This window comes from Pseudomonas sp. MM213 (assembly GCF_020423045.1).
Classification (GTDB): domain Bacteria; phylum Pseudomonadota; class Gammaproteobacteria; order Pseudomonadales; family Pseudomonadaceae; genus Aquipseudomonas; species Aquipseudomonas migulae.
In genome coordinates, this window is sequence record NZ_CP081943.1 from 6484516 (window position 1) to 6506504 (window position 21989).

A 21989-nucleotide genomic window follows, 5' to 3' on the forward strand; every position below is an offset into this window, starting at 1 on the left:
TAATTAATGGCGTTCTGATGTCGTTTCTCGATGCCTTGAGGTCGCTGACAGCACAGGTTCAGGTTGGCGTCAGGTTGATTATCGATGCGTCAGTGTTCTCATTAATAAAACGCGCTGATGATCGTACGAGTTTGCGGTGAGGCGTGATGGGCGCGCAGTGCACCATAACAATACGTTGACGCGACTCGGCATCCGTCGAGCGCAGCACTTTCGGGGAAGTAACGATGAAGATGCGACGACTTTTAGGCGCGGGTGCCGCACTGGTACTTGCGATTGGCTCCACGATGGCCAATGCCGAGAGCAAAACCCTGAGCATCGGTTACGTTGACGGCTGGTCCGACAGCGTCGCGACCACCCACGTGGCGGCCGAAGTGATCAAGCAGAAACTGGGTTATGACGTGAAGCTGCAAGCCGTCGCCACCGGGATCATGTGGCAGGGTGTGGCCACAGGCAAACTCGACGCCATGCTGTCCGCCTGGCTGCCGGTGACTCACGGCGAATACTGGACCAAGAACAAGGATCAGGTCGTCGATTACGGCCCGAACTTCAAGGATGCAAAAATCGGCTTGATCGTGCCGGAGTACGTGCAAGCTAAAACCCTCGATGACTTGAAAACCGACGACAGCTTCAAAAAACGTATTGTCGGCATCGACGCCGGTTCAGGTGTGATGCTCAAGACCGAGCAGGCAATCAAGGACTACGACCTGACCGGTTACCAACTCAAGGCCAGTTCCGGCGCCGGCATGATTGCCGAGCTGACCCGTGCCGAGAAGAAAAACGAATCCATTGCCGTCACCGGTTGGGTGCCGCACTGGATGTTCGCCAAGTGGAAACTGCGCTTCCTGGAAGACCCGAAAGGCGTTTATGGCGCGGCTGAAACCGTGAACAGCATCGGCAGCAAAGAACTGGCAACCAAAGCGCCGGAAGTGGCCAAGTTCCTGAAGAACTTCCAGTGGGCGTCGAAAGACGAAATCGGCGAAGTCATGCTGGCGATTCAGGACGGTGCCAAGCCTGAAGCCGCGGCGAAGGATTGGGTCGCCAAGCACCCTGAGCGCGTTGCGGACTGGACCAAATGATTTGAGCTGACGTTTCTGGTCAGCACTTCTCAAGGCCCCTTGGCATAACAGCCAAGGGGCTTTTTTGCTTTTGTGTAGGAGCCAGGCTTGCCGGCGATGGCGTCCTCACAATCGCCATCGCCGGCAAGCCGGGCTCCTACAGAAGTTGCGCCATGCTGGAAAATGGCGATTCTGTCATGTCGCTCTAATACTAAGGTCGTCTGGAACCTGCCCCGCAGCCGCATAGAGTGGATACCGTTCCAACAATAATCTGTGCTGCGAGGATAAAAACAATGAACGACAGCATTTACCTCTCGATTCAAAACAGCCCGCGCTTCAAGGAGCTGGTTAGTAAGCGAGAAAGGTTCGCCTGGATTCTTTCGGCGATCATGCTTGGTCTCTACTCCGGATTCATCCTGTTGATCGCTTACGGGCCGCATATTCTGGGCGCGAAAATCAGCCCTGAGTCATCGATTACCTGGGGCATACCGATCGGTGTCGGGCTGATTGTCTCGGCCTTCATCCTGACCGGGATCTACGTTCGACGCGCCAATGGCGAATTCGACGACCTGAACAATGCGATTCTCAAGGAGGCTCAGCAATGATCCGGCGTCTAATGGCTCTATTGAGCATCGCAGCTTTCGCACCTGGCGCCTGGGCGGCTGACGCCCTGACCGGTGCCGTGCAGAAACAACCCCTGAACATGGCCGCGATCCTGATGTTCGTGGCGTTCGTCGGCGCAACGTTGTACATCACTTACTGGGCCTCCAAGAAAAACAACTCGGCGGCCGACTACTATGCGGCGGGCGGCAAGATCACCGGTTTCCAGAACGGTCTGGCGATTGCCGGCGACTACATGTCCGCGGCGTCCTTCCTGGGTATTTCCGCGCTGGTGTTCACCTCCGGCTACGACGGCCTGATCTACTCGATCGGCTTCCTGGTGGGCTGGCCGATCATTCTGTTCCTGATCGCCGAGCGTCTGCGTAACCTGGGTAAATACACCTTTGCCGACGTGGCGTCCTACCGCCTCGGGCAAACCCAGATCCGTTCGCTGTCCGCTTGCGGTTCGCTGGTGGTGGTGGCGTTCTACCTGATCGCGCAAATGGTTGGTGCCGGCAAGCTGATCCAGCTGCTGTTCGGCCTCGACTATCACGTTGCGGTGATCCTGGTCGGTATCCTGATGTGCATGTACGTGCTGTTCGGCGGCATGCTGGCGACCACTTGGGTGCAAATCATCAAGGCTGTGCTGTTGCTGTCCGGTGCCTCGTTCATGGCGCTGATGGTGATGAAGCACGTCAACTTCGACTTCAGCGCACTGTTCTCCGAGGCGATCAAGGTTCACCCTAAAGGTGAGGCGATCATGAGCCCGGGCGGTCTGGTGAAAGACCCGATCTCCGCGTTCTCCCTGGGTCTGGCTCTGATGTTCGGTACTGCTGGCCTGCCACACATCCTGATGCGCTTCTTCACCGTGAGTGACGCAAAAGAAGCCCGCAAGAGCGTGCTGTATGCAACCGGCTTCATTGGTTACTTCTATATCCTGACCTTCATCATCGGCTTCGGCGCGATCCTGCTGGTCAGCACCAACCCGGCCTTCAAAGATGCGGCTGGCGCGCTGTTGGGCGGCAACAACATGGCGGCGGTGCACCTGGCCAACGCGGTCGGTGGCAGTATCTTCCTGGGCTTCATCTCGGCGGTAGCGTTCGCGACCATTCTGGCAGTGGTTGCCGGTCTGACCCTGGCCGGTGCTTCGGCGGTGTCTCACGACCTGTATGCCAGCGTGATCAAGAAAGGCAAGGCCAACGAGAAGGACGAGATTCGCGTCTCGAAAATCACCACCATCGCCCTGGCGGTGCTGGCGATCGGTCTGGGTATTCTGTTCGAGAAGCAGAACATTGCGTTCATGGTGGGCCTGGCGTTCTCCATCGCGGCGAGCTGTAACTTCCCGGTGCTGCTGCTTTCGATGTACTGGAAGAAGCTGACGACTCGCGGTGCGATGATCGGCGGCTGGCTGGGTCTGGTCAGTGCTGTTGGTTTGATGGTGCTGGGGCCAACCATCTGGGTGCAGATCCTGGGTCACGAGAAGGCGGTCTTCCCGTATGAATACCCGGCGCTGTTCTCCATGGCCATTGCGTTTGTGGGGATCTGGTTCTTCTCGATTACTGACAAGTCGACTGCTGCGGATAATGAGCGGGCGCTGTTCTTCCCGCAGTTTGTTCGTTCGCAGACTGGGTTGGGGGCGAGTGGGGCGGTTTCGCACTAAGGCTTTGAGTTTGTCTGTGTAATTTGTGTTGAACAGAAATGCCCCGGTCGAGAGATCGGGGCATTTCTTTTGCTGCATTGCTTTTTGTAGGAGCGAGGCTTGCCCGCGAAGACGGCCTGACAGCCGACCATTTTCTTACAGATGTACATATCCATTGCTGCGGTAACGGCGGCTGACGGTTTCGCCCTTACGGCGACTCACTTTTTTTCAAACGCCAAAAAAAGTAAGCAAAAAAGGCTCGCCCCGAGCGTCCGGCCCCTCGCTAAGGCTCGGCGTTCCTTCGTTCCGGCATTCATCCGGGGGCATCGCCCTCCGGTTGGCTTCGCTGGCACCTACATGCGATGAGCTCGACTTCGTCGAACGGTGCTGCGCGCCAATCCCCGGATGAACGCCTCCACTCAGCCTTCCGAAGGGGGGGGAGTCAAGGTCAAAAGCCAAAGCAACAGCAAAATCAACGACCGGAGTGAGTTCCCTCTGTAGGAGCGAGCTTGCTCGCGAAAAACGCCCGGACACCGCGCTCATCCAGGCAACCCGCGCCATCGTTGGCGTCCATCGCTGGCAAGCCAGCTCCTACAATTTTGACCGTGTGAACCCCATCCCTTGTAGGAGCCGGCTTGCTGGCGATGGCGCCCTTCCAGTCAATAAATGCGTCGACTGACCCACCGCTATCGCCAGCAAGCCGGCTCCTACAGAGGATTGGTGTACAGGTCCGGAATGAGTGAGCGCAGCCAAGAAGGACAGCGCGGACATCCAAAGAGCCAGGCCGGCTTTCAGGCCGCCTCGGCGGCTGTGGCGGTGGTCGCCCCCTCGAGAGGCCGAGAGGAGGTTCTGCGCAGTGGGCAACCCGGCATGGATGCCGGGTTAGCCGCCCCCGGCCATGGATGGCCGATGGCGGCGGGCCCACGGAGCAGGACCGGAGCGAGGGCATGGCGAGCCTTAGCGAGCCACCGAACGAAAGGGGCAAGAGCCCTTGGTTACTTGGGGCTCTTCCAAGTGACTCGCCGTAAGGGCGAAACCATTAGTGGCCATTACCGCAGTAACGGATATGTACACAACCCAAAGCGCACAAACAAAAACGGCCTCTATATAAATAGAGGCCGTTCCCGGTACAACTCAACACGCTATCGCAAGAAAGATCTTACTTGCGGTCTTCCAGCTTGGTGATATCACGCGACTCGTAGCCGGTGTACAGCTGGCGTGGACGGCCAATCTTGTACGGGCTGGAGAGCATTTCTTTCCAGTGGGAGATCCAGCCGACAGTCCGCGCCAGAGCGAAGATCACGGTGAACATGCTGGTTGGAATGCCGATCGCCTTGAGGATGATCCCCGAGTAGAAGTCGACGTTCGGGTACAGCGAGCGCTCGATGAAGTACGGGTCGGTCAGGGCGATCTCTTCCAGGCGCATGGCCAGTTCGAGTTGCGGATCGTTCTGGATGCCCAGTTCCTTCAGCACTTCGTCGCAGGTCTTCTTCATTACGGTGGCGCGTGGGTCGCGGTTTTTGTAAACCCGGTGACCGAAGCCCATCAACTTGAACGGATCGTTCTTGTCCTTGGCCTTGGCGATGAACTTGTCGATGTTCGACACATCGCCAATTTCGTCAAGCATGGTCAGGACAGCCTCGTTCGCGCCGCCGTGGGCAGGGCCCCACAGTGCAGCGATGCCGGCGGCGATACAGGCGAACGGGTTGGCACCCGAAGAGCCGGCCAGGCGTACGGTGGAGGTCGATGCGTTCTGCTCGTGGTCGGCATGGAGGATGAAAATCCGGTCCATGGCCTTGGCGAGTACCGGGCTGATCGGTTTGATCTCGCACGGGGTGTTGAACATCATGTGCAGGAAGTTTTCCGCGTACGTCAGGTCGTTGCGCGGGTACATCATGGGTTGGCCCATGGAGTACTTGTAAACCATCGCTGCCAGGGTCGGCATCTTGGCAACCAGGCGGATCGCGGAGATTTCGCGATGCTGCGGGTTATTGATGTCCAGGGAGTCGTGGTAGAAGGCCGAGAGGGCGCCGACTACGCCGCACATGACGGCCATCGGGTGAGCGTCACGACGGAAGCCGTTGAAGAAGGTCTTCAACTGCTCGTGAACCATGGTGTGGTTCTTGACGGTGCTGACGAACTGGGCCTTCTGTTCTGCGGTCGGCAGTTCGCCGTTGAGCAGCAGATAGCAGGTTTCCAGGTAGTCCGACTTTTCAGCCAGCTGTTCGATCGGGTAGCCGCGGTGCAGCAGAATGCCGTTGTCGCCGTCGATATAGGTGATCTTCGACTCGCAGGAAGCGGTCGACATGAAACCAGGGTCAAAGGTGAAACGGCCCGTGGCCGTCAGGCCCCGAACATCGATAACATCGGGACCAACGGTGCCGGTTAAAATGGGCAGCTCGACGGGGGCTGCGCCCTCGATGATCAACTGCGCTTTTTTGTCAGCCATGTGGCCTCCTATTTATGCTTGAAATCATCAGACAGACCCCCCACGCAGGGCCCGCACCACTATAGTGAGATAAATTCGAATGTCAATTTGCCTAAAGTCTTGCTCCAGAAGGCTTTAACCGGACTTTTTCCTCGAAATTGACTGCCATTTACGCCTTTTATCCAACTTGTGCAATGCGCTATTAGGGGAAGGTGAACGCGTTGTCATTAGTAGCCTAACTGTCTATACTCGGCCACCGACCGCCAAGGGCTTTTGGGCTTGCTTTCATTGGGGGTCGCATCCCTGGGTGGTGGTTACCTGACCAGTGCACTCCCCAACAACTTTGCCCTGATTGTTAGGGGCTCTTCAGTGTGAAAAAAAAGCCGTGAAAAGCCAACGACCTGTAAACCTAGACCTAAGGACCATCAAACTCCCAGTCACTGCTTACACGTCCATTCTTCACCGTATCTCCGGTGTCATCCTCTTTGTCAGCCTGGCCATCATGCTTTACGCATTGGACAAGTCGCTGAGCTCCGAGGAAGGCTTCGGTCAGGTGAAAGCGTGTCTGACCAGTCCGCTAGCCAAGCTAGTGATTTGGGGCATCCTGTCCGCTCTGCTGTATCACTTGGTAGCCGGTGTGCGCCATTTGATCATGGACATGGGCATCGGTGAGACGCTGGAAGGCGGCAAGCTGGGCTCGAAAATCGTTATCGCCGTTTCCGTGGTGGTAATCGTTCTGGCAGGAGTTTGGATATGGTAACTAACGTCACGAACCTGTCGCGTTCGGGCCTCTATGACTGGATGGCGCAACGTGTGTCTGCGGTCGTTCTCGCGGCTTACTTCATCTTCCTGATCGGATACGTCGTTGCCAATCCAGGCATCGGCTACGCCCAATGGCATGAACTGTTCGCCAATAACTGGATGCGTATCTTCAGTCTCCTGGCCCTCGTTGCCCTCGGCGCTCACGCCTGGGTCGGCATGTGGACCATCGCGACCGACTACCTGACGCCAATGGCGTTCGGCAAGTCCGCGACCACTGTACGTTTCCTCTTCCAGGCAGTATGCGGCGTTGCGATGTTCGCTTACTTCGTCTGGGGTGTGCAGATTCTTTGGGGTATCTGATTCATGTCTACTACAGTTAATACGCTTTCGTTCGACGCCATCATCATTGGCGGCGGCGGTGCTGGCATGCGCGCTGCTCTGCAGCTGGCACAGGGCGGTCACAAGACTGCCGTTGTCACCAAGGTTTTCCCGACTCGTTCGCACACCGTATCCGCCCAGGGCGGCATCACCTGCGCCATCGCGTCTGCTGATCCGAACGATGACTGGCGCTGGCACATGTACGATACCGTCAAGGGTTCCGACTACATCGGTGACCAGGACGCTATCGAATACATGTGTTCCGTAGGCCCGGAAGCGGTCTTCGAGCTCGAGCACATGGGCTTGCCGTTCTCCCGCACCGAACAAGGCCGCATCTACCAGCGTCCGTTCGGCGGTCAGTCGAAAGACTTCGGTAAAGGTGGCCAGGCTGCACGTACGTGCGCCGCTGCCGACCGTACCGGTCACGCACTGCTGCACACCCTGTACCAGGCCAACCTGAAGGCCGGCACCGTATTCCTCAACGAATACTACGGCGTCGACCTGGTTAAGAACGAAGACGGTGCCTTTGTCGGCATGATCGTCATCTGCATCGAAACCGGTGAAACCTCCTACGTTCGCGCTAACGCGACCGTATTGGCGACTGGCGGTGCAGGTCGTATCTACTCGTCCACCACCAATGCCCTGATCAACACCGGTGACGGCGTCGGCATGGCTCTGCGTGCTGGCGTGCCGGTACAAGACATTGAAATGTGGCAGTTCCACCCGACCGGCATCGCCGGCGCCGGTGTACTGGTTACAGAAGGTTGCCGCGGTGAAGGCGGTTACCTGATCAACAAGCACGGCGAGCGTTTCATGGAGCGTTATGCTCCGAACGCCAAAGACCTTGCTGGTCGTGACGTTGTTGCTCGTTCGATGGTTAAAGAAATCATCGCCGGCAACGGTTGCGGTCCCGATGGCGACCACGTAATGCTGAAACTCGATCACCTCGGTGAAGAAGTTCTGCACAGCCGTCTGCCAGGCATCATGGAACTGTCCAAGACCTTCGCCCACGTCGATCCAGCCGTGGCGCCGATTCCGGTCGTTCCAACCTGCCACTATATGATGGGCGGCGTTGCCACCAACATTCATGGCCAGGCAATCACTCAGGACGCTGACGGCGTTGACCAGATCATTCCTGGTCTGTTCGCAGTAGGCGAAGTGGCGTGCGTATCGGTTCACGGTGCCAACCGTCTGGGCGGCAACTCGCTGCTCGACCTGGTGGTATTCGGCCGTGCGGCCGGTCTGTTCCTGGAGCAGACCCTGAAAGAAGGCGTTGATTACGCCCGTCCACGCCAGTCCGACATCGACGCTGCCCTGGCACGTCTCGATGGCCTGAACTCGCGTACCGAAGGCGAAGACGTCGCTACCCTGCGTAAAGAACTGCAAAGCTGCATGCAGAACTACTTCGGTGTATTCCGTACCGGCGAATACATGCAGAAGGGTATCGCTCAGCTGGCTGATCTGCGTGGCCGTATCGCCAACGTCAAGATCAACGACAAGAGCCAGGCGTTCAACACTGCTCGAATCGAAGCCCTGGAACTGCAGAACCTGCTGGAAGTGGCCGAAGCCACCGCCATCGCTGCAGAGATCCGCAAAGAGTCCCGCGGCGCTCACGCCCGTGAAGACTACGAAGATCGCGACGACGAAAACTGGCTGTGCCACACCCTGTACTTCCCGGGTGACAAGCGCGTGACCAAGCGTGCTGTGAACTTCTCGCCGAAGACTGTTCCGACTTTTGAACCTAAGATTCGGACTTATTAAGGGTGGCCGCCATGTTGCAAGTCAGTGTTTATCGCTACAACCCTGATCAGGACGCCGCGCCGTTCATGCAGGAATTCCAGGTCGATACCGGTGGTAAAGACCTGATGGTCCTGGACGTGCTGGCCCTGATCAAAGAGCAGGACGAAGGTTTCTCCTATCGTCGCTCTTGCCGTGAAGGCGTTTGCGGTTCCGACGGCATGAACATCAACGGCAAAAACGCTCTGGCATGCGTCACGCCGCTGTCTTCTGTCGTAAAAGGTAACAAGCTGATCGTTCGTCCGCTGCCAGGTTTGCCGGTTATCCGTGACCTGGTCGTCGATATGAGCATCTTCTACAAGCAATACGAAAAGGTTAAGCCATACCTGCAGAACGACACGCCGGCTCCGGCCATCGAGCGTCTGCAGTCCCCTGAAGAGCGTGAAAAGCTCGACGGTCTGTACGAGTGCATCCTGTGCGCTTGCTGCTCGACCTCTTGCCCGTCCTTCTGGTGGAACCCGGACAAGTTCCTGGGTCCAGCTGCTCTGCTGCAAGCGTATCGCTTCCTGGCAGACAGCCGCGACACCAAGACATCCGAGCGTCTGGCTGCGCTGGATGACCCGTTCAGCGTATTCCGCTGCCGCGGGATCATGAACTGTGTAAACGTTTGTCCGAAAGGCCTGAACCCGACTAAGGCCATCGGTCACGTACGTCACATGTTGCTGCAAAGCGGCGTGTGATTCAGCAGTACCCGTAGGACCGCTGTACCCGTAGATGCTACGGCGCAGGCTTCAACCGGCGCCGTAGTTTTAACCTGAGCAGCAGCTCACAAAGCTGCCGCTCTTATTTTGAAGAAATGAGACAAGCAGGGGCATCCGGGCTGGTACCCGGACTATCAGCGTGATCCTAAGTGGCTTGTTTTGGTCGCTGCATTCGGACTTCTGCAAGTTTGCTCGGTGTCGACGCCGATGGTGTTCCCCTAACCGAGGGTGACCAAGCATGCAAGAAAGCGTGATGCAGCGCATGTGGAACAGCGCCTACCTTTCCGGAGGTAACGCTGCCTATGTGGAAGAGCTTTATGAGCTCTACCTGCACGACCCTAACGCTGTGCCAGAAGAGTGGCGCACCTACTTTCAGAAGTTGCCGACCGAAGGCAACTCTGCCACCGATGTTTCGCACTCCACAATTCGCGATCATTTCGTCTTGCTGGCAAAGAACCAGCGCCGCGCCCAACCGGTTTCCGCCGGCAGCGTGAGCAGTGAGCACGAGAAGAAGCAAGTTGAAGTGCTGCGATTGATCCAGGCCTACCGTATGCGTGGCCACCAGGCAGCTCAGCTTGACCCGCTGGGACTGTGGCAGCGTCCTGCACCTGCAGACCTGTCAATCAATCATTACGGCTTGACCAATGCCGATCTTGATACGACCTTCCGTGCCGGCGACCTGTTCATCGGCAAAGAGGAGGCGAGCCTACGCGAAATTCACGAAGCGTTGCAGCAGACATATTGCCGCACCATCGGCGCTGAATTCACGCATATCACCGATTCCGAGCAGCGCCAGTGGTTCCAGCAGCGTCTGGAAAGCGTGCGTGGTCGTCCGACGTACTCCGCCGACATCAAGAGCCACCTGCTCGAGCGCGTCACTGCCGGTGAAGGCCTGGAAAAATACCTGGGCACCAAATACCCGGGCACCAAGCGTTTCGGTCTGGAAGGCGGCGAAAGCCTGATTCCGATGCTCGACGAGTTGATCCAGCGTTCCGGTTCCTACGGCACCAAGGAAATCGTGATCGGCATGGCCCACCGTGGTCGTCTGAACGTGCTGGTCAACACCTTCGGCAAGAACCCGCGTGAGCTGTTCGACGAGTTCGAAGGCAAGAAGAAGGTCGAGCTGGGTTCCGGTGACGTTAAATACCACCAGGGCTTCTCGTCCAACGTGATGACCGCCGGCGGTGAAGTTCACCTGGCCATGGCGTTCAACCCGTCCCACCTGGAAATCGTATCTCCAGTGGTCGAAGGTTCGGTTCGCGCCCGTCAGGATCGTCGTAACGACCCTACCGGTGAGAAGGTTCTGCCGATCTCCATCCACGGTGACGCGGCATTCGCCGGTCAGGGCGTGGTGATGGAAACCTTCCAGATGTCGCAGACCCGCGGTTTCAAGACCGGCGGCACCGTGCACATCGTGATCAACAACCAGGTCGGTTTCACCATCAGCAACCCGCTGGACTCGCGTTCCACCGAGTACGCGACCGACGTTGCGAAGATGATCCAGGCGCCGATCCTCCATGTGAATGGTGATGATCCGGAAGCCGTGTTGTTCGTGACCCAGCTGGCCATCGACTACCGCATGCAATTCAAGCGTGACGTGGTGATCGACCTGGTCTGCTACCGTCGTCGCGGCCACAACGAGGCCGACGAGCCTAGCGGCACCCAGCCTCTGATGTACCAGCAGATCACCAAACAGCGCACCACCCGTGAACTGTATGCCGATCGCCTGACTCAGAGCGGTGTGCTGGACGTTGAGCGTGTTCAGTCGAAAGTCGACGAATACCGCAACGCGCTGGACAACGGTCTGCATGTTGTAAAAAGCCTGGTCAAAGAGCCGAACAAAGAGTTGTTCGTGGACTGGCGTCCGTACCTGGGCCACGCCTGGACTGCACGTCACGACACGCGTTTCGATCTGAAGACCTTGCAGGAACTGTCCGCCAAGCTGCTGGAAATTCCAGAAGGCTTCGTGGTTCAGCGCCAGGTTTCGAAAATCTACGAAGACCGTCAGAAGATGCAAGCCGGCGGCCTGCCGATCAACTGGGGTTACGCCGAAACCATGGCGTACGCGACCCTGGCGTTCGAAGGTCACCCGATTCGCATGACGGGTCAGGACATCGGTCGCGGTACGTTCTCGCACCGTCACGCTGTCTTGCACAACCAGAAAGACGCGGGTACCTACATCCCGTTGCAGAACCTGTACAACGGCCAGCCACGTTTCGACCTGTACGATTCGTTCCTGTCCGAAGAAGCGGTTCTGGCGTTCGAGTACGGTTATTCGACCACCACGCCTGAAGCGCTGGTGATCTGGGAAGCCCAGTTCGGCGACTTCGCCAACGGTGCCCAGGTGGTTATCGACCAGTTCATCACCAGTGGCGAGCACAAGTGGGGTCGTCTCTGCGGTCTGACCATGCTGCTGCCGCACGGTTATGAAGGTCAGGGGCCGGAGCACTCGTCGGCTCGTCTGGAGCGTTACCTGCAACTGTGCGCCGAGCACAACATTCAGGTAGCCGTACCGACTACGCCGGCTCAGATCTACCACTTGCTGCGTCGTCAGGTGATTCGCCCGCTGCGCAAGCCATTGATCGTTCTGACTCCGAAGTCGCTGCTGCGTCACAAGCTGGCCATCTCGACTCTGGAAGATCTGGCCGAAGGTTCGTTCCAGACCGTTATCCCGGAAATCGATGCACTGGACCCGAAAAAGGTCGAGCGCGTTGTTCTGTGTAGCGGCAAGGTCTACTACGACCTGCTGGAAAAACGCCGTGCCGAAGGTCGTGATGACATCGCCATCGTGCGTATCGAGCAACTGTACCCATTCCCTGAGGACGACTTGAAAGAAGTCCTGGCTCCTTACACCAACGTCAAAAATGCCGTGTGGTGCCAGGAAGAGCCGATGAACCAGGGTGCGTGGTACTGCAGCCAACACCACATGCGTCGTAGCATCAGCAATCTCAACAAGTCTCTCGTACTTGAGTACGCGGGCCGTGAGGCTTCTGCTGCACCTGCATGCGGTTACGCATCGATGCACGCTGAGCAGCAGGAAAAACTGCTGCAAGACGCCTTTACTGTTTAACGCCTTCGCGCACCTGAAACCGAATTTAAGGACTCACAGATAATGGCTATCGAAATCAAAGCCCCCACTTTCCCGGAATCGGTTGCCGATGGCACCGTTGCCACCTGGCACAAGCAACCGGGCGACGCTGTAAAGCGTGACGACCTGATCGTCGATATCGAAACCGACAAGGTTGTTCTGGAAGTGTTGGCCACTGCCGACGGCGTGCTGGGCGCTATCGTCAAGAACGAAGGCGACACCGTTCTGTCCGACGAAGTCCTGGGCTCCATCGTTGAAGGCGGCGCTGCTGCCGCTGCTCCGGCTGCCGCTGCTGCTCCGGCCGCTGCACAGGCTGCTGCTCCAGCCGCCGAAGGCGAAGACGATCCTGTTGCTGCACCGGCTGCTCGCAAGCTGGCTGAAGAAAACGGTATCAACATCGCTTCCGTTGCCGGCACCGGCAAAGGCGGTCGTGTGACCAAGGAAGACGTGGTTGCAGCCGTTGCTGCCAAGAAAGCCGCTCCGGCTGCCGCGCCTGCCAAGGCTGCCGCTCCAGCTGGCGCTGCTCCTGTGTTCGCCGCTGGCGACCGCATCGAGAAGCGCGTACCGATGACCCGCGTTCGCGCTACCGTGGCCAAGCGTCTGGTAGAAGCTCAGTCGAACATGGCGATGCTGACCACCTTCAACGAAGTCGACATGACCGAAGTCATGGCCCTGCGTTCGAAGTACAAGGACCTGTTCGAGAAGTCCCACAACGGCGTACGCCTGGGCTTCATGTCGTTCTTCGTCAAGGCTGCCACCGAAGCGCTGAAACGCTTCCCGGCTGTCAACGCATCGATCGACGGTGGCGACATCGTTTACCACGGCTACGCTGACGTCGGCGTTGCTGTTTCCAGCGACCGCGGCCTGGTTGTACCGGTTCTGCGTAACGCCGAACTGATGAGCCTGGCTGAAATCGAAGGCGGCATCGCCACCTTCGGCAAGAAGGCTCGCGACGGCAAACTGTCGATGGACGAAATGACCGGCGGCACGTTCACCATCACCAACGGTGGTACCTTCGGTTCGATGATGTCGACTCCGATCGTCAACCCGCCGCAAGCGGCCATCCTGGGCATGCACAACATTCTGCAGCGTCCTATGGCGATCAACGGTCAGGTCGTAATCCGTCCGATGATGTACCTGGCTCTGTCCTACGATCACCGTCTGATCGATGGCAAAGAAGCTGTGACCTTCCTGGTTACCATCAAGAACCTGCTGGAAGACCCGGCTCGTTTGCTGCTGGATATCTGATTTCGTTGCATGGGCCGTGCAGGATGGCGGCCCGTCTGTAATGACCAGCTTCGTCCCACGACGGTCCCCATAAGGGGCCGTCCGGTTTGATTCGAGAAGGAATGACACATGACTCAGAAATTCGACGTGGTAGTGATTGGCGCGGGCCCTGGCGGTTACGTGGCTGCCATTAAAGCAGCGCAACTGGGCCTCACCACTGCCTGCATCGAGAAATACACCGACAAGGAAGGCAAACTGGCCCTCGGCGGTACTTGCCTGAACGTCGGTTGCATTCCATCCAAGGCGCTGCTGGACAGCTCCTGGAAATACAAGGAAGCCAAAGAAGGCTTCGCGATCCACGGTATCAATCACGCTGGCGTGACCATGGACGTGTCGGCAATGGTTGGCCGTAAAGCCAACATCGTCAAAGGCCTGACCTCTGGCGTTGCCACCCTGTTCAAGGCGAACGGCGTCACTTCCCTGCAAGGCCACGGCAAACTGCTGGCCGGCAAGAAAGTCGAACTGACCAAGCCAGACGGCAGCGTTGAAATCATCGAAGCCGAGAACGTGATTCTGGCTTCGGGTTCGCGCCCGATCGACATTCCACCGGCTCCTGTTGACCAGAAAGTGATCGTCGATTCGACCGGCGCACTGGAATTCCAATCCGTACCCAAGCGTCTGGGCGTTATCGGCGCTGGCGTAATCGGTCTGGAACTGGGTTCGGTATGGTCGCGCCTGGGCGCTGAAGTGGTTGTTCTGGAAGCGCTGGAGAAGTTCCTGCCGGCTGCTGACGACGCCGTTTCCAAAGAAGCCTACAAAACCCTGACCAAACAAGGTCTGGACATCAAGCTGGGCGCTCGCGTCACCGGTTCCAAAGTGAACGGCGACGAAGTCGTTGTGAACTACACCGACGCCAACGGCGAACAGAGCATCACCTTTGACAAGCTGATCGTTGCCGTTGGTCGCCGTCCAGTGACCACCGAACTGTTGGCTGCCGACAGCGGTGTGACCATCGACGAGCGCGGTTTCGTATTCGTTGACGACCAGTGCGCTACCAGCGTACCGGGCGTTTACGCGATCGGTGACGTGGTTCGCGGCATGATGCTGGCGCACAAGGCGTCCGAAGAAGGCATCATGGTGGTTGAGCGCATCAAGGGCCACAAAGCGCAAATCAACTATGACCTGATCCCTTCGGTTATTTATACTCACCCGGAAATCGCATGGGTCGGCAAAACCGAGCAGACCTTGAAGGCTGAAGGCGTTGAAGTTAACGTTGGCACCTTCCCGTTCGCAGCCAGTGGCCGTGCCATGGCAGCCAACGACACCGGCGGTTTCGTGAAAGTCATTGCCGATGCCAAGACTGACCGCGTATTGGGCGTCCACGTGATTGGCCCGAGCGCTGCAGAACTGGTTCAGCAGGGCGCGATCGGCATGGAATTCGGCACCAGCGCTGAAGACCTGGGCATGATGGTTTTCTCCCATCCGACCCTGTCTGAAGCCTTGCACGAAGCAGCTCTGGCTGTGAATGGCGGCGCCATCCACATCGCCAACCGCAAGAAGCGTTAAGACAATAAGAAACCACGGCGGTATGGCCCGTCGTGAGCCTTGCATGCAAGACTCACCGCGGAATATCCGCTGGACGCAGTCTTGCGTGGCTGCACCGGGTATCCGGAAAGGCTACGCAAGCAGCAGTCACAGGTGGTGCGGCACTTGAACAAGTGCAGCACCGAATGCGCAGTACCTAACGAAGACGGTAATAAGCATGAATCTTCACGAGTATCAGGGTAAGCAGCTGTTCGCTGAATACGGCCTGCCAGTTTCCACCGGTTATGCGGTAGACACCCCGGAAGCAGCAGCAGAAGCTTGCGACAAAATCGGCGGCACCGAGTGGGTTGTCAAAGCCCAGGTCCACGCTGGTGGTCGCGGTAAAGCGGGCGGCGTTAAGCTGGTTCGCAGCAAAGAAGACGCCAAAGCCTTCGCACAGCAGTGGCTGGGCAAGCGTCTGGTGACTTACCAGACTGACGCCAATGGTCAGCCAGTCACCAAGATCCTGGTTGAATCGTGCACTGATATCGCTAAAGAGCTGTACCTGGGCGCTGTCGTTGACCGTTCGAGCCGTCGTATCGTGTTCATGGCTTCCACCGAAGGTGGCGTGGACATCGAGAAAATCGCTCACGACACTCCAGAAAAAATTCTGAAAGCCACTATCGATCCACTGGTTGGCGCTCAGCCATTCCAGGGGCGCGAGCTGGCATTCCAGCTGGGTCTGGAAGGCAAGCAGGTTGCTCAGTTCGCCAAGATCTTCGTAGGTCTGGCCAAGCTGTTCAAGGATCACGACCTGGCTCTGCTGGAAGTGAACCCGCTGGTGATCAAGGCTGACGGCGATCTGCATTGCCTCGACGCCAAGATCAACATCGACGCCAACGCCATGTACCGTCAGCCTAAGCTGAAGACTTTCCACGATCCGTCGCAAGACGATCCGCGCGAAGCGCACGCTGCCAAGTTCGAACTGAACTACGTAGCGCTGGAAGGCAACATCGGTTGCATGGTCAACGGTGCTGGCCTGGCCATGGGTACCATGGACATCGTCAACCTGCATGGCGGCAAACCAGCCAACTTCCTCGACGTGGGCGGCGGTGCTACCAAAGAACGCGTTACCGAAGCGTTCAAGATCATCCTGTCCGACACTAACGTCGCTGCAGTACTGGTCAACATCTTCGGCGGCATCGTTCGTTGCGACATGATTGCCGAAGGCATCATCGGCGCTGTGAAAGAAGTCGGCGTGAAAATCCCGGTTGTTGTTCGCCTTGAAGGCAACAACGCTGAGCTGGGCGCTAAAGTACTGGCAGAAAGCGGTTTGAACATCATCGCTGCTACCAGCCTGACCGACGCTGCTCAACAAGTCGTTAAAGCTGCGGAGGGCAAATAATGAGCGTCCTGATCAATAAAGACACCAAAGTTATCTGCCAGGGTATTACCGGTTCGCAAGGTAGTTTCCACACCCAGCAAGCCATCGAGTACGGCACCAAGATGGTTGGTGGTGTAACTCCTGGTAAAGGCGGCACCGAGCACCTGGGTCTGCCAGTGTTCAACACCGTGAAAGACGCTGTAGCTGCCACTGGCGCCACCGCCAGCGTGATCTACGTTCCAGCTCCTTTCTGCAAGGACTCCATCCTGGAAGCAGCATTCGGCGGCATCAAGCTGATCGTTTGCATCACCGAAGGCATTCCTACCCTGGACATGCTGGACGCTAAAGTTAAGTGCGACGAGCTGGGTATCACCCTGATCGGCCCTAACTGCCCAGGCGTGATCACTCCAGGCGAATGCAAGATCGGCATCATGCCAGGTCACATTCACTTGCCAGGCAAGGTCGGTATCGTTTCCCGTTCCGGCACCCTGACCTACGAAGCTGTGAAGCAAACTACTGACGCCGGTTTCGGTCAGTCGACTTGCGTCGGCATCGGTGGTGACCCGATCCCGGGTTCGAACTTCATCGACATCCTGAAGCTGTTCCAGGAAGACCCGAAGACCGAAGCGATCGTGATGATCGGTGAGATCGGCGGTTCGGCTGAAGAGGAAGCGGCTGCCTACATCAAGGCACACGTGACCAAGCCGGTTGTTTCCTACATCGCTGGTGTGACTGCTCCTCCGGGCAAGCGCATGGGCCATGCTGGCGCAATCATCTCTGGCGGCAAAGGCACTGCAGACGAGAAATTCGCTGCACTGCAAGACGCAGGCGTTAAAACCGTGCGTTCGCTGGCAGACATCGGCAAGGCCCTGGCCGAGCTGACTGGTTGGGCTGTCAAGTAAGCCTCGCGCTTAGCTGACGCTTCACCAAACAAAGGCCACCTTCGGGTGGCCTTTGTCGTTTCCGGATGAATCAAACATCTGTAGGAGCCGGCTTGCTGGCGATTCCCGCGACGCGGTGTTTCAGACACACCGCCAATCGCCAGCAAGCCGGCTCCTACACAGACCGTGAACATTACGTATGAAAACGCGACACGAAAATGTCGCAGATCGGATAGTTCGCCCTCTAACAGTGCGTTTGTCGCTCAAATTCGTTAGGCTAGCCGCCATTTTTGCGTCCGCATCCCACAAGGAAGCTTCGCGCTAAAGGGTCGGTCCTATACGGGTCGACAGCATTTCCCTCACCCATAAGGGAAATCCCTCTCTAAATTCCGATTCAGTAGTGTGGTATTTCCTTAATGAAAGTGTTGAAAGGCCAGGACATCCTGGCACTTGGTTTTATGACGTTTGCCCTGTTCGTCGGGGCTGGCAACATCATCTTCCCGCCTATCGTCGGTTTGCAGTCCGGACCTCATGTCTGGATGGCGGCGCTGGGCTTTCTGATCACCGCGGTCGGTCTGCCGGTGATCACTGTCGTTGCCCTGGCCAAAGTCGGTGGTGCGATGGATGCCTTGAGCAGCCCGATCGGCAAAATCGCCGGTGGCTTGCTGGCCGCTGCGTGCTACCTCGCCGTTGGCCCGCTGTTCGCGACGCCGCGCACCGCGACCGTATCGTTCGAAGTGGGCCTGGCGCCGCTGACCGGCGAAAGCCCGCTGGCGCTGTTCCTCTATAGCTCGGTGTACTTCCTGCTGGTGTTCTTCATCTCGCTCTACCCGGGTCGTTTGCTGGACACCGTAGGACGTTTCCTCGCACCGCTGAAGATTATCGCCCTGGCCGCCCTCGGCATCGCCGCGTTCGCGTTGCCGGCCGGTGATATCGGCGTGGCGACGCCCGAGTATGTCGCGGCGCCATTCTCCCAGGGCTTCATCAATGGTTACCTGACCATGGATACCCTGGGCGCGCTGGTGTTCGGCATCGTTATCGTCAACGCCATCCGTTCCCGTGGCGTGGATTCTCCGGCGCTGATCACCCGTTACGCGATCATTGCCGGGCTGATTGCCGGCGTCGGTCTGGCGCTGGTGTACGTCAGCCTGTTTCGCCTAGGTTCGGGCAGCCATGAAGTGGCCGCCGGTGCGACCAACGGCGCGGCGGTGTTGCACGCCTACGTTCAACACACCTTTGGCTCCTTGGGCAGTGGTTTCCTCGCTGTGCTGATTTCGTTGGCCTGCCTGGTTACGGCGGTCGGTCTGACGTGTGCCTGTGCCGAATACTTCAGTCGTGTGCTGCCACTGTCCTACAAGACCTTGGTCATCATCCTCGCTGCGTTCTCCCTGCTGGTGTCCAACCTGGGCCTCACCAAGCTGATCGCATTCTCGATCCCGGTCCTCACCGCGATCTACCCGCCGTGCATCGCGCTGGTCGCCCTGAGCTTCTGCAAGGACTTCTGGCATGAGCAGGGCCGCATCGTCGGTCCGGTGATGCTGGTGTCGTTCATCTTCGGCCTGATCGACGCGCTCAAGGGCGCAGGTCTGGCGGACTGGATGCCGACGCAATTGGCGCATTTGCCGCTGAGTGAGCAGGGCCTGGCGTGGCTGGTGCCGTCGGTCATGACCCTGGTGGTCGCGGTGGTTTGCGACCGCATGCTGGGCAAGCGCGAAGAAGCGCTGGCTTAAGGCGTATCACGGCCCGCCATAAGCGGGTCTTGAGCGAACATGGAAATGCCCCGTATCAATCGATACGGGGCATTTTTTATGCGCGTGAGGCAGTGTCTTTTTTTGTCGGCTAACGTCGAAGCACTACCTGTAGGAGCGAGGCTTGCCCGCGAAGAGGGGGTAACATTCGACCTAATCTTCGACAGGTACACCGCCTTCGCGGGCAAGCCTCGCTCCTACAGATTCAACCAACGTCTCACAAGGACCTGCATGTCGTTCATCCACGCCAACCTGATCCACATCCTCGCTGCCATCTGGTTTGTCATCTGCTGGGGCGGCTACACCCGTTATGCGACGTGGAAGGGCCGCGACACCGCGTGCCTGGCCAGTGTGTTGCACCTGTACCGCGAAGACTGGATGCGGCGCATGCTGATGCGGGACAACCGCATCGCCGATGCCAGTGTGATCGGCAATCTGGAGCGCAACGCTTCGTTCTTCGCCTCCAGCACACTGATTATCCTGGCCGGCATTCTCACCGTGCTCGGTGCGTCGGAACGGGCGGTGTCATTGCTGGCGGACATCCCGATGGTGCAACAGGCCTCCCAGGGCATGTCGGAGATCAAGTTGCTGTGCCTGGCGCTGGTGTTTGTGTATGCGTTCTTCACGTTCAGCTGGTGCATGCGCCAGTACAACTTCGCTGCGATTCTGGTGGGGTCGGCCCCCATGGTCGGCGAGCGGCATGTTTCCGAGCTGGAGCGTAAAGCCTTTGCCGCACGGGCGGCGCGTGTCATCTCCATGGCCGCCAACCAGTTCAACTTCGGCCTGCGTTCCTATTACTTCGGCATGACCATGTTGGCGTGGTTCGTCAGCCCCTGGTTGTTCATGCTGATGAGCGCTGGCGTGGTGCTGGTGCTGTATCGCCGGGAGTTTCATTCCGACGTTCTCGACGTGATGGTCTATACCCCTACAGAGGCGCCATTGCCCGAGGCGAACCGAGAGGCCGCTTGATGAGTATTCCGTTCTGGTGTGTGTTTATCAGTGCCTTGCTGATCTATGTGGCCCGCATGCCGGTGGCCAGGGCCATGAAAGAGCAGGGCGGTTACGACAATCATCTGCCGCGCCAGCAACAGGCACAACTCACAGGGTTTGGCGCCCGCGCAGTGGCAGCTCATCAGAACTGTTTTGAGGCGTTTATATTGTTTGCCGTGGGGGTGTTGATGGCGCACACCACGCAAACGGCGGGGTGGCTGATTGATACGCTGGCAATCATCTTTGTGATTACGCGGGTCATTTACTTAGTGTGCTATTGGAGTGATCTGGCCTGGCAGCGGAGTCTGGTGTGGTTTGTCGGGTTAGTGTGTTCGCTGCTATTGATGATTAGTCCGACTTTTAGAACTATTTTGCTCTAACAAGGCAAATGACAGACAAAAGAAAACCCGCACTTGGCGGGTTTTCTTTATCACGCTAAAAACTGTTTTAGTTTTTAGGTGCTTCTTTTGCTGCAGCTGCATCCGATTCAGCCTGAGCTTTGGCAGCTTCGGCGTTTTCTTTCGCAGCGTCGTTCACTTTATCCTGAGCTTTGCTCATGTCTTGCTGAGCTTGCTCAGCATGTTTATCGGCTTCTTGAGCTTTGTCCTCGGATTTTTTATCGCAGGCAGCGAGACCGAGGGAAGCGGTCAACATCAAGGCAATAGCTAAAGTCTTACGCATGGGGTGTTTCTCCTTATGGAAAATATCTATCTGGCCTTTCGAGCGTGGACATCAGGGTTAAGTTCCTCAATTCGTTCAGATATATAAGATTATTCCTGCGGGAACTTTTACGAATACACCTAATACAATCTCCGAGTACTAAGAAGAGTGTTTACCACATGGCCGAAAACCCCGTTTTTGAGCGCGCGACGCGATTCCTTTCGGCGCTCAGGCATTGCCAGGTACTTGGTTTGCGCGTTCACAGCGCCAGCAGCGATGGACTGACGGTCATCCTGCCGTACAGCCCGCAAATTGTCGGCAATCCGCAAACCGGCGTGATCCATGGCGGGGCATTGACCTCCCTGATGGACACCGCGTGCGGCATGGCCACACTCTGCGTGTTGCCCGAATTCGAAGTCTGCCCGACCCTCGACCTGCGCATCGACTACATGCATGCCGCCGAACCGCATAAGGACGTCTATGGTTTTGCCCAGTGCTACCGGGTCACTACCGACGTGATCTTCGCCCGTGGCTTTGCTTATCAGGACGATCCCGAGCAGCCCATCGCCCATGTCGTCGGCACGTTCATGCGCATGGGCAAGGGCGTCAAAGGCACCAAAGGGTTTGGTGGCGCCATCGCCGGAGGTGCGAAATGACCGACAACTTCAAGGAACAACTGCAACAGGCCCATGAGCAGGGCGACTATGCCTCGCTGCTGCATCTGATTCCCTACGCCAAACTGATCGGTATTGAGTGTTCGCGGGTGGGGGATGACCTGCTGTTTCGCCTGCCGGCGAACAAGGACAACATTGGTAACCCTTTACTGCCGGCGATTCACGGCGGCGTCATTGCTGGCTTCATGGAGCTGTCCGCGGCCTTGCACCTGCTGATTTTTACCGGCTCGCCGGGTGTGCCGAAGATCATCGATTTTTCCCTCGACTACCTGCGCGCCGGGCAGTTTCGCGATACGTGGGCGCGCTGCCAGGTGTGCCGTCAGGGGCGGCGTGTCGCAAACGTGGCAGTGACCGCCTGGCAAAGCACCGAATCCGAACCCATCGCCACGGCCCGCGCCCACTTCAAAATCGATGAGCCCTTGAAATCCTGATCCGAGCCCCCAACTTTGATGA

At 57.8% G+C, this 21989-nt stretch carries 19 protein-coding genes; 17 read left to right on the plus strand and 2 right to left on the minus strand.

Annotated elements, in window-relative coordinates; all coding sequences use genetic code 11:
- Positions 1-224: 224 nt before the first annotated feature.
- The 3 genes from K5R88_RS29555 to K5R88_RS29565 all read left to right on the plus strand — a co-directional run bounded on the left by K5R88_RS29555 (position 225) and on the right by K5R88_RS29565 (position 3315).
- Complete coding sequence (locus tag K5R88_RS29555) at positions 225-1076, plus strand: glycine betaine ABC transporter substrate-binding protein (protein ID WP_008026760.1); 852 nt, start codon at positions 225-227, stop codon at positions 1074-1076.
- Between the two features lie 272 nt (positions 1077-1348).
- Positions 1349-1660, plus strand: a complete 312-nt coding sequence (locus tag K5R88_RS29560) for a DUF485 domain-containing protein (protein WP_008026759.1) — start codon at positions 1349-1351, stop codon at positions 1658-1660.
- Positions 1657-3315: a cation acetate symporter gene (locus K5R88_RS29565; protein ID WP_008026758.1), complete on the plus strand. Its 1659-nt coding sequence runs from the start codon at positions 1657-1659 to the stop codon at positions 3313-3315. The genes K5R88_RS29560 and K5R88_RS29565 overlap by 4 nt, the downstream gene beginning before the upstream one ends.
- Positions 3316-4453: 1138 nt before the next feature.
- Here K5R88_RS29565 and gltA read toward each other — a convergent pair.
- Positions 4454-5743, minus strand: coding sequence for a citrate synthase (gltA, locus tag K5R88_RS29570; RefSeq protein ID WP_008032658.1), 1290 nt, complete (start codon positions 5741-5743; stop codon positions 4454-4456).
- A 364-nt stretch (positions 5744-6107) separates the two neighbouring features.
- Between gltA and sdhC the strand changes: the two genes are divergently transcribed.
- The 12 genes from sdhC (at position 6108) to K5R88_RS29630 (ending at position 20582) form a co-directional block, all read left to right on the plus strand.
- Positions 6108-6482: a succinate dehydrogenase, cytochrome b556 subunit gene (gene sdhC, locus K5R88_RS29575; protein WP_017127965.1), complete on the plus strand. Its 375-nt coding sequence runs from the start codon at positions 6108-6110 to the stop codon at positions 6480-6482.
- Positions 6476-6844: a succinate dehydrogenase, hydrophobic membrane anchor protein gene (gene sdhD, locus K5R88_RS29580; RefSeq protein WP_008032661.1), complete on the plus strand. Its 369-nt coding sequence runs from the start codon at positions 6476-6478 to the stop codon at positions 6842-6844. The genes sdhC and sdhD overlap by 7 nt, the downstream gene beginning before the upstream one ends.
- Positions 6845-6847: 3 nt before the next feature.
- Positions 6848-8623 (plus strand): succinate dehydrogenase flavoprotein subunit, encoded by a 1776-nt coding sequence (gene sdhA / locus K5R88_RS29585; protein ID WP_008032662.1) that lies wholly within the window; start codon positions 6848-6850, stop codon positions 8621-8623.
- Positions 8624-8634: 11 nt separating this feature from the next.
- Positions 8635-9339, plus strand: a complete 705-nt coding sequence (locus K5R88_RS29590; protein WP_008032664.1) for a succinate dehydrogenase iron-sulfur subunit — start codon at positions 8635-8637, stop codon at positions 9337-9339.
- A gap of 259 nt (positions 9340-9598) precedes the next feature.
- Positions 9599-12430, plus strand: coding sequence for a 2-oxoglutarate dehydrogenase E1 component (locus tag K5R88_RS29595; RefSeq protein ID WP_008032666.1), 2832 nt, complete (start codon positions 9599-9601; stop codon positions 12428-12430).
- A gap of 42 nt (positions 12431-12472) precedes the next feature.
- On the plus strand, positions 12473-13696 hold the full coding sequence (gene odhB, locus K5R88_RS29600; protein WP_192226099.1) for a 2-oxoglutarate dehydrogenase complex dihydrolipoyllysine-residue succinyltransferase: 1224 nt from the start codon (positions 12473-12475) through the stop codon (positions 13694-13696).
- A gap of 108 nt (positions 13697-13804) precedes the next feature.
- On the plus strand, positions 13805-15241 hold the full coding sequence (gene lpdA / locus K5R88_RS29605; RefSeq protein WP_008032670.1) for a dihydrolipoyl dehydrogenase: 1437 nt from the start codon (positions 13805-13807) through the stop codon (positions 15239-15241).
- Positions 15242-15437: 196 nt separating this feature from the next.
- A complete protein-coding gene (gene sucC, locus K5R88_RS29610; protein ID WP_007898980.1) occupies positions 15438-16604 on the plus strand; it encodes an ADP-forming succinate--CoA ligase subunit beta in 1167 nt (388 codons plus the stop codon).
- Positions 16604-17485 carry a succinate--CoA ligase subunit alpha gene (sucD, locus tag K5R88_RS29615; RefSeq protein WP_008032672.1) on the plus strand — a complete coding sequence of 294 codons (882 nt, stop codon included), beginning with the start codon at positions 16604-16606 and terminating at the stop codon, positions 17483-17485. The genes sucC and sucD overlap by 1 nt, the downstream gene beginning before the upstream one ends.
- Before the next feature lie 395 nt (positions 17486-17880).
- Positions 17881-19194, plus strand: a complete 1314-nt coding sequence (brnQ, locus tag K5R88_RS29620; RefSeq protein ID WP_008032674.1) for a branched-chain amino acid transport system II carrier protein — start codon at positions 17881-17883, stop codon at positions 19192-19194.
- Between the two features lie 249 nt (positions 19195-19443).
- On the plus strand, positions 19444-20181 hold the full coding sequence (locus tag K5R88_RS29625; protein ID WP_008032675.1) for a DUF599 domain-containing protein: 738 nt from the start codon (positions 19444-19446) through the stop codon (positions 20179-20181).
- Positions 20181-20582: an MAPEG family protein gene (locus K5R88_RS29630; RefSeq protein ID WP_008039237.1), complete on the plus strand. Its 402-nt coding sequence runs from the start codon at positions 20181-20183 to the stop codon at positions 20580-20582. Before K5R88_RS29625 ends, K5R88_RS29630 begins: the two co-directional genes overlap by 1 nt.
- Positions 20583-20649: 67 nt before the next feature.
- Here the strand turns inward: K5R88_RS29630 and K5R88_RS29635 are convergent, their stop codons facing one another.
- A complete protein-coding gene (locus K5R88_RS29635) occupies positions 20650-20883 on the minus strand; it encodes a hypothetical protein (RefSeq protein ID WP_008039236.1) in 234 nt (77 codons plus the stop codon).
- 158 nt (positions 20884-21041) lie between these two features.
- Here K5R88_RS29635 and K5R88_RS29640 point away from each other — a divergent pair, with 158 nt between their 5' ends.
- Together K5R88_RS29640 and K5R88_RS29645 are read left to right on the plus strand one after the other, a co-directional pair.
- A complete protein-coding gene (locus K5R88_RS29640; RefSeq protein ID WP_008032683.1) occupies positions 21042-21518 on the plus strand; it encodes a PaaI family thioesterase in 477 nt (158 codons plus the stop codon).
- On the plus strand, positions 21515-21967 hold the full coding sequence (locus K5R88_RS29645) for a PaaI family thioesterase (protein WP_008032685.1): 453 nt from the start codon (positions 21515-21517) through the stop codon (positions 21965-21967). The genes K5R88_RS29640 and K5R88_RS29645 overlap by 4 nt, the downstream gene beginning before the upstream one ends.
- The last annotated feature ends 22 nt before the right edge of the window (positions 21968-21989 follow it).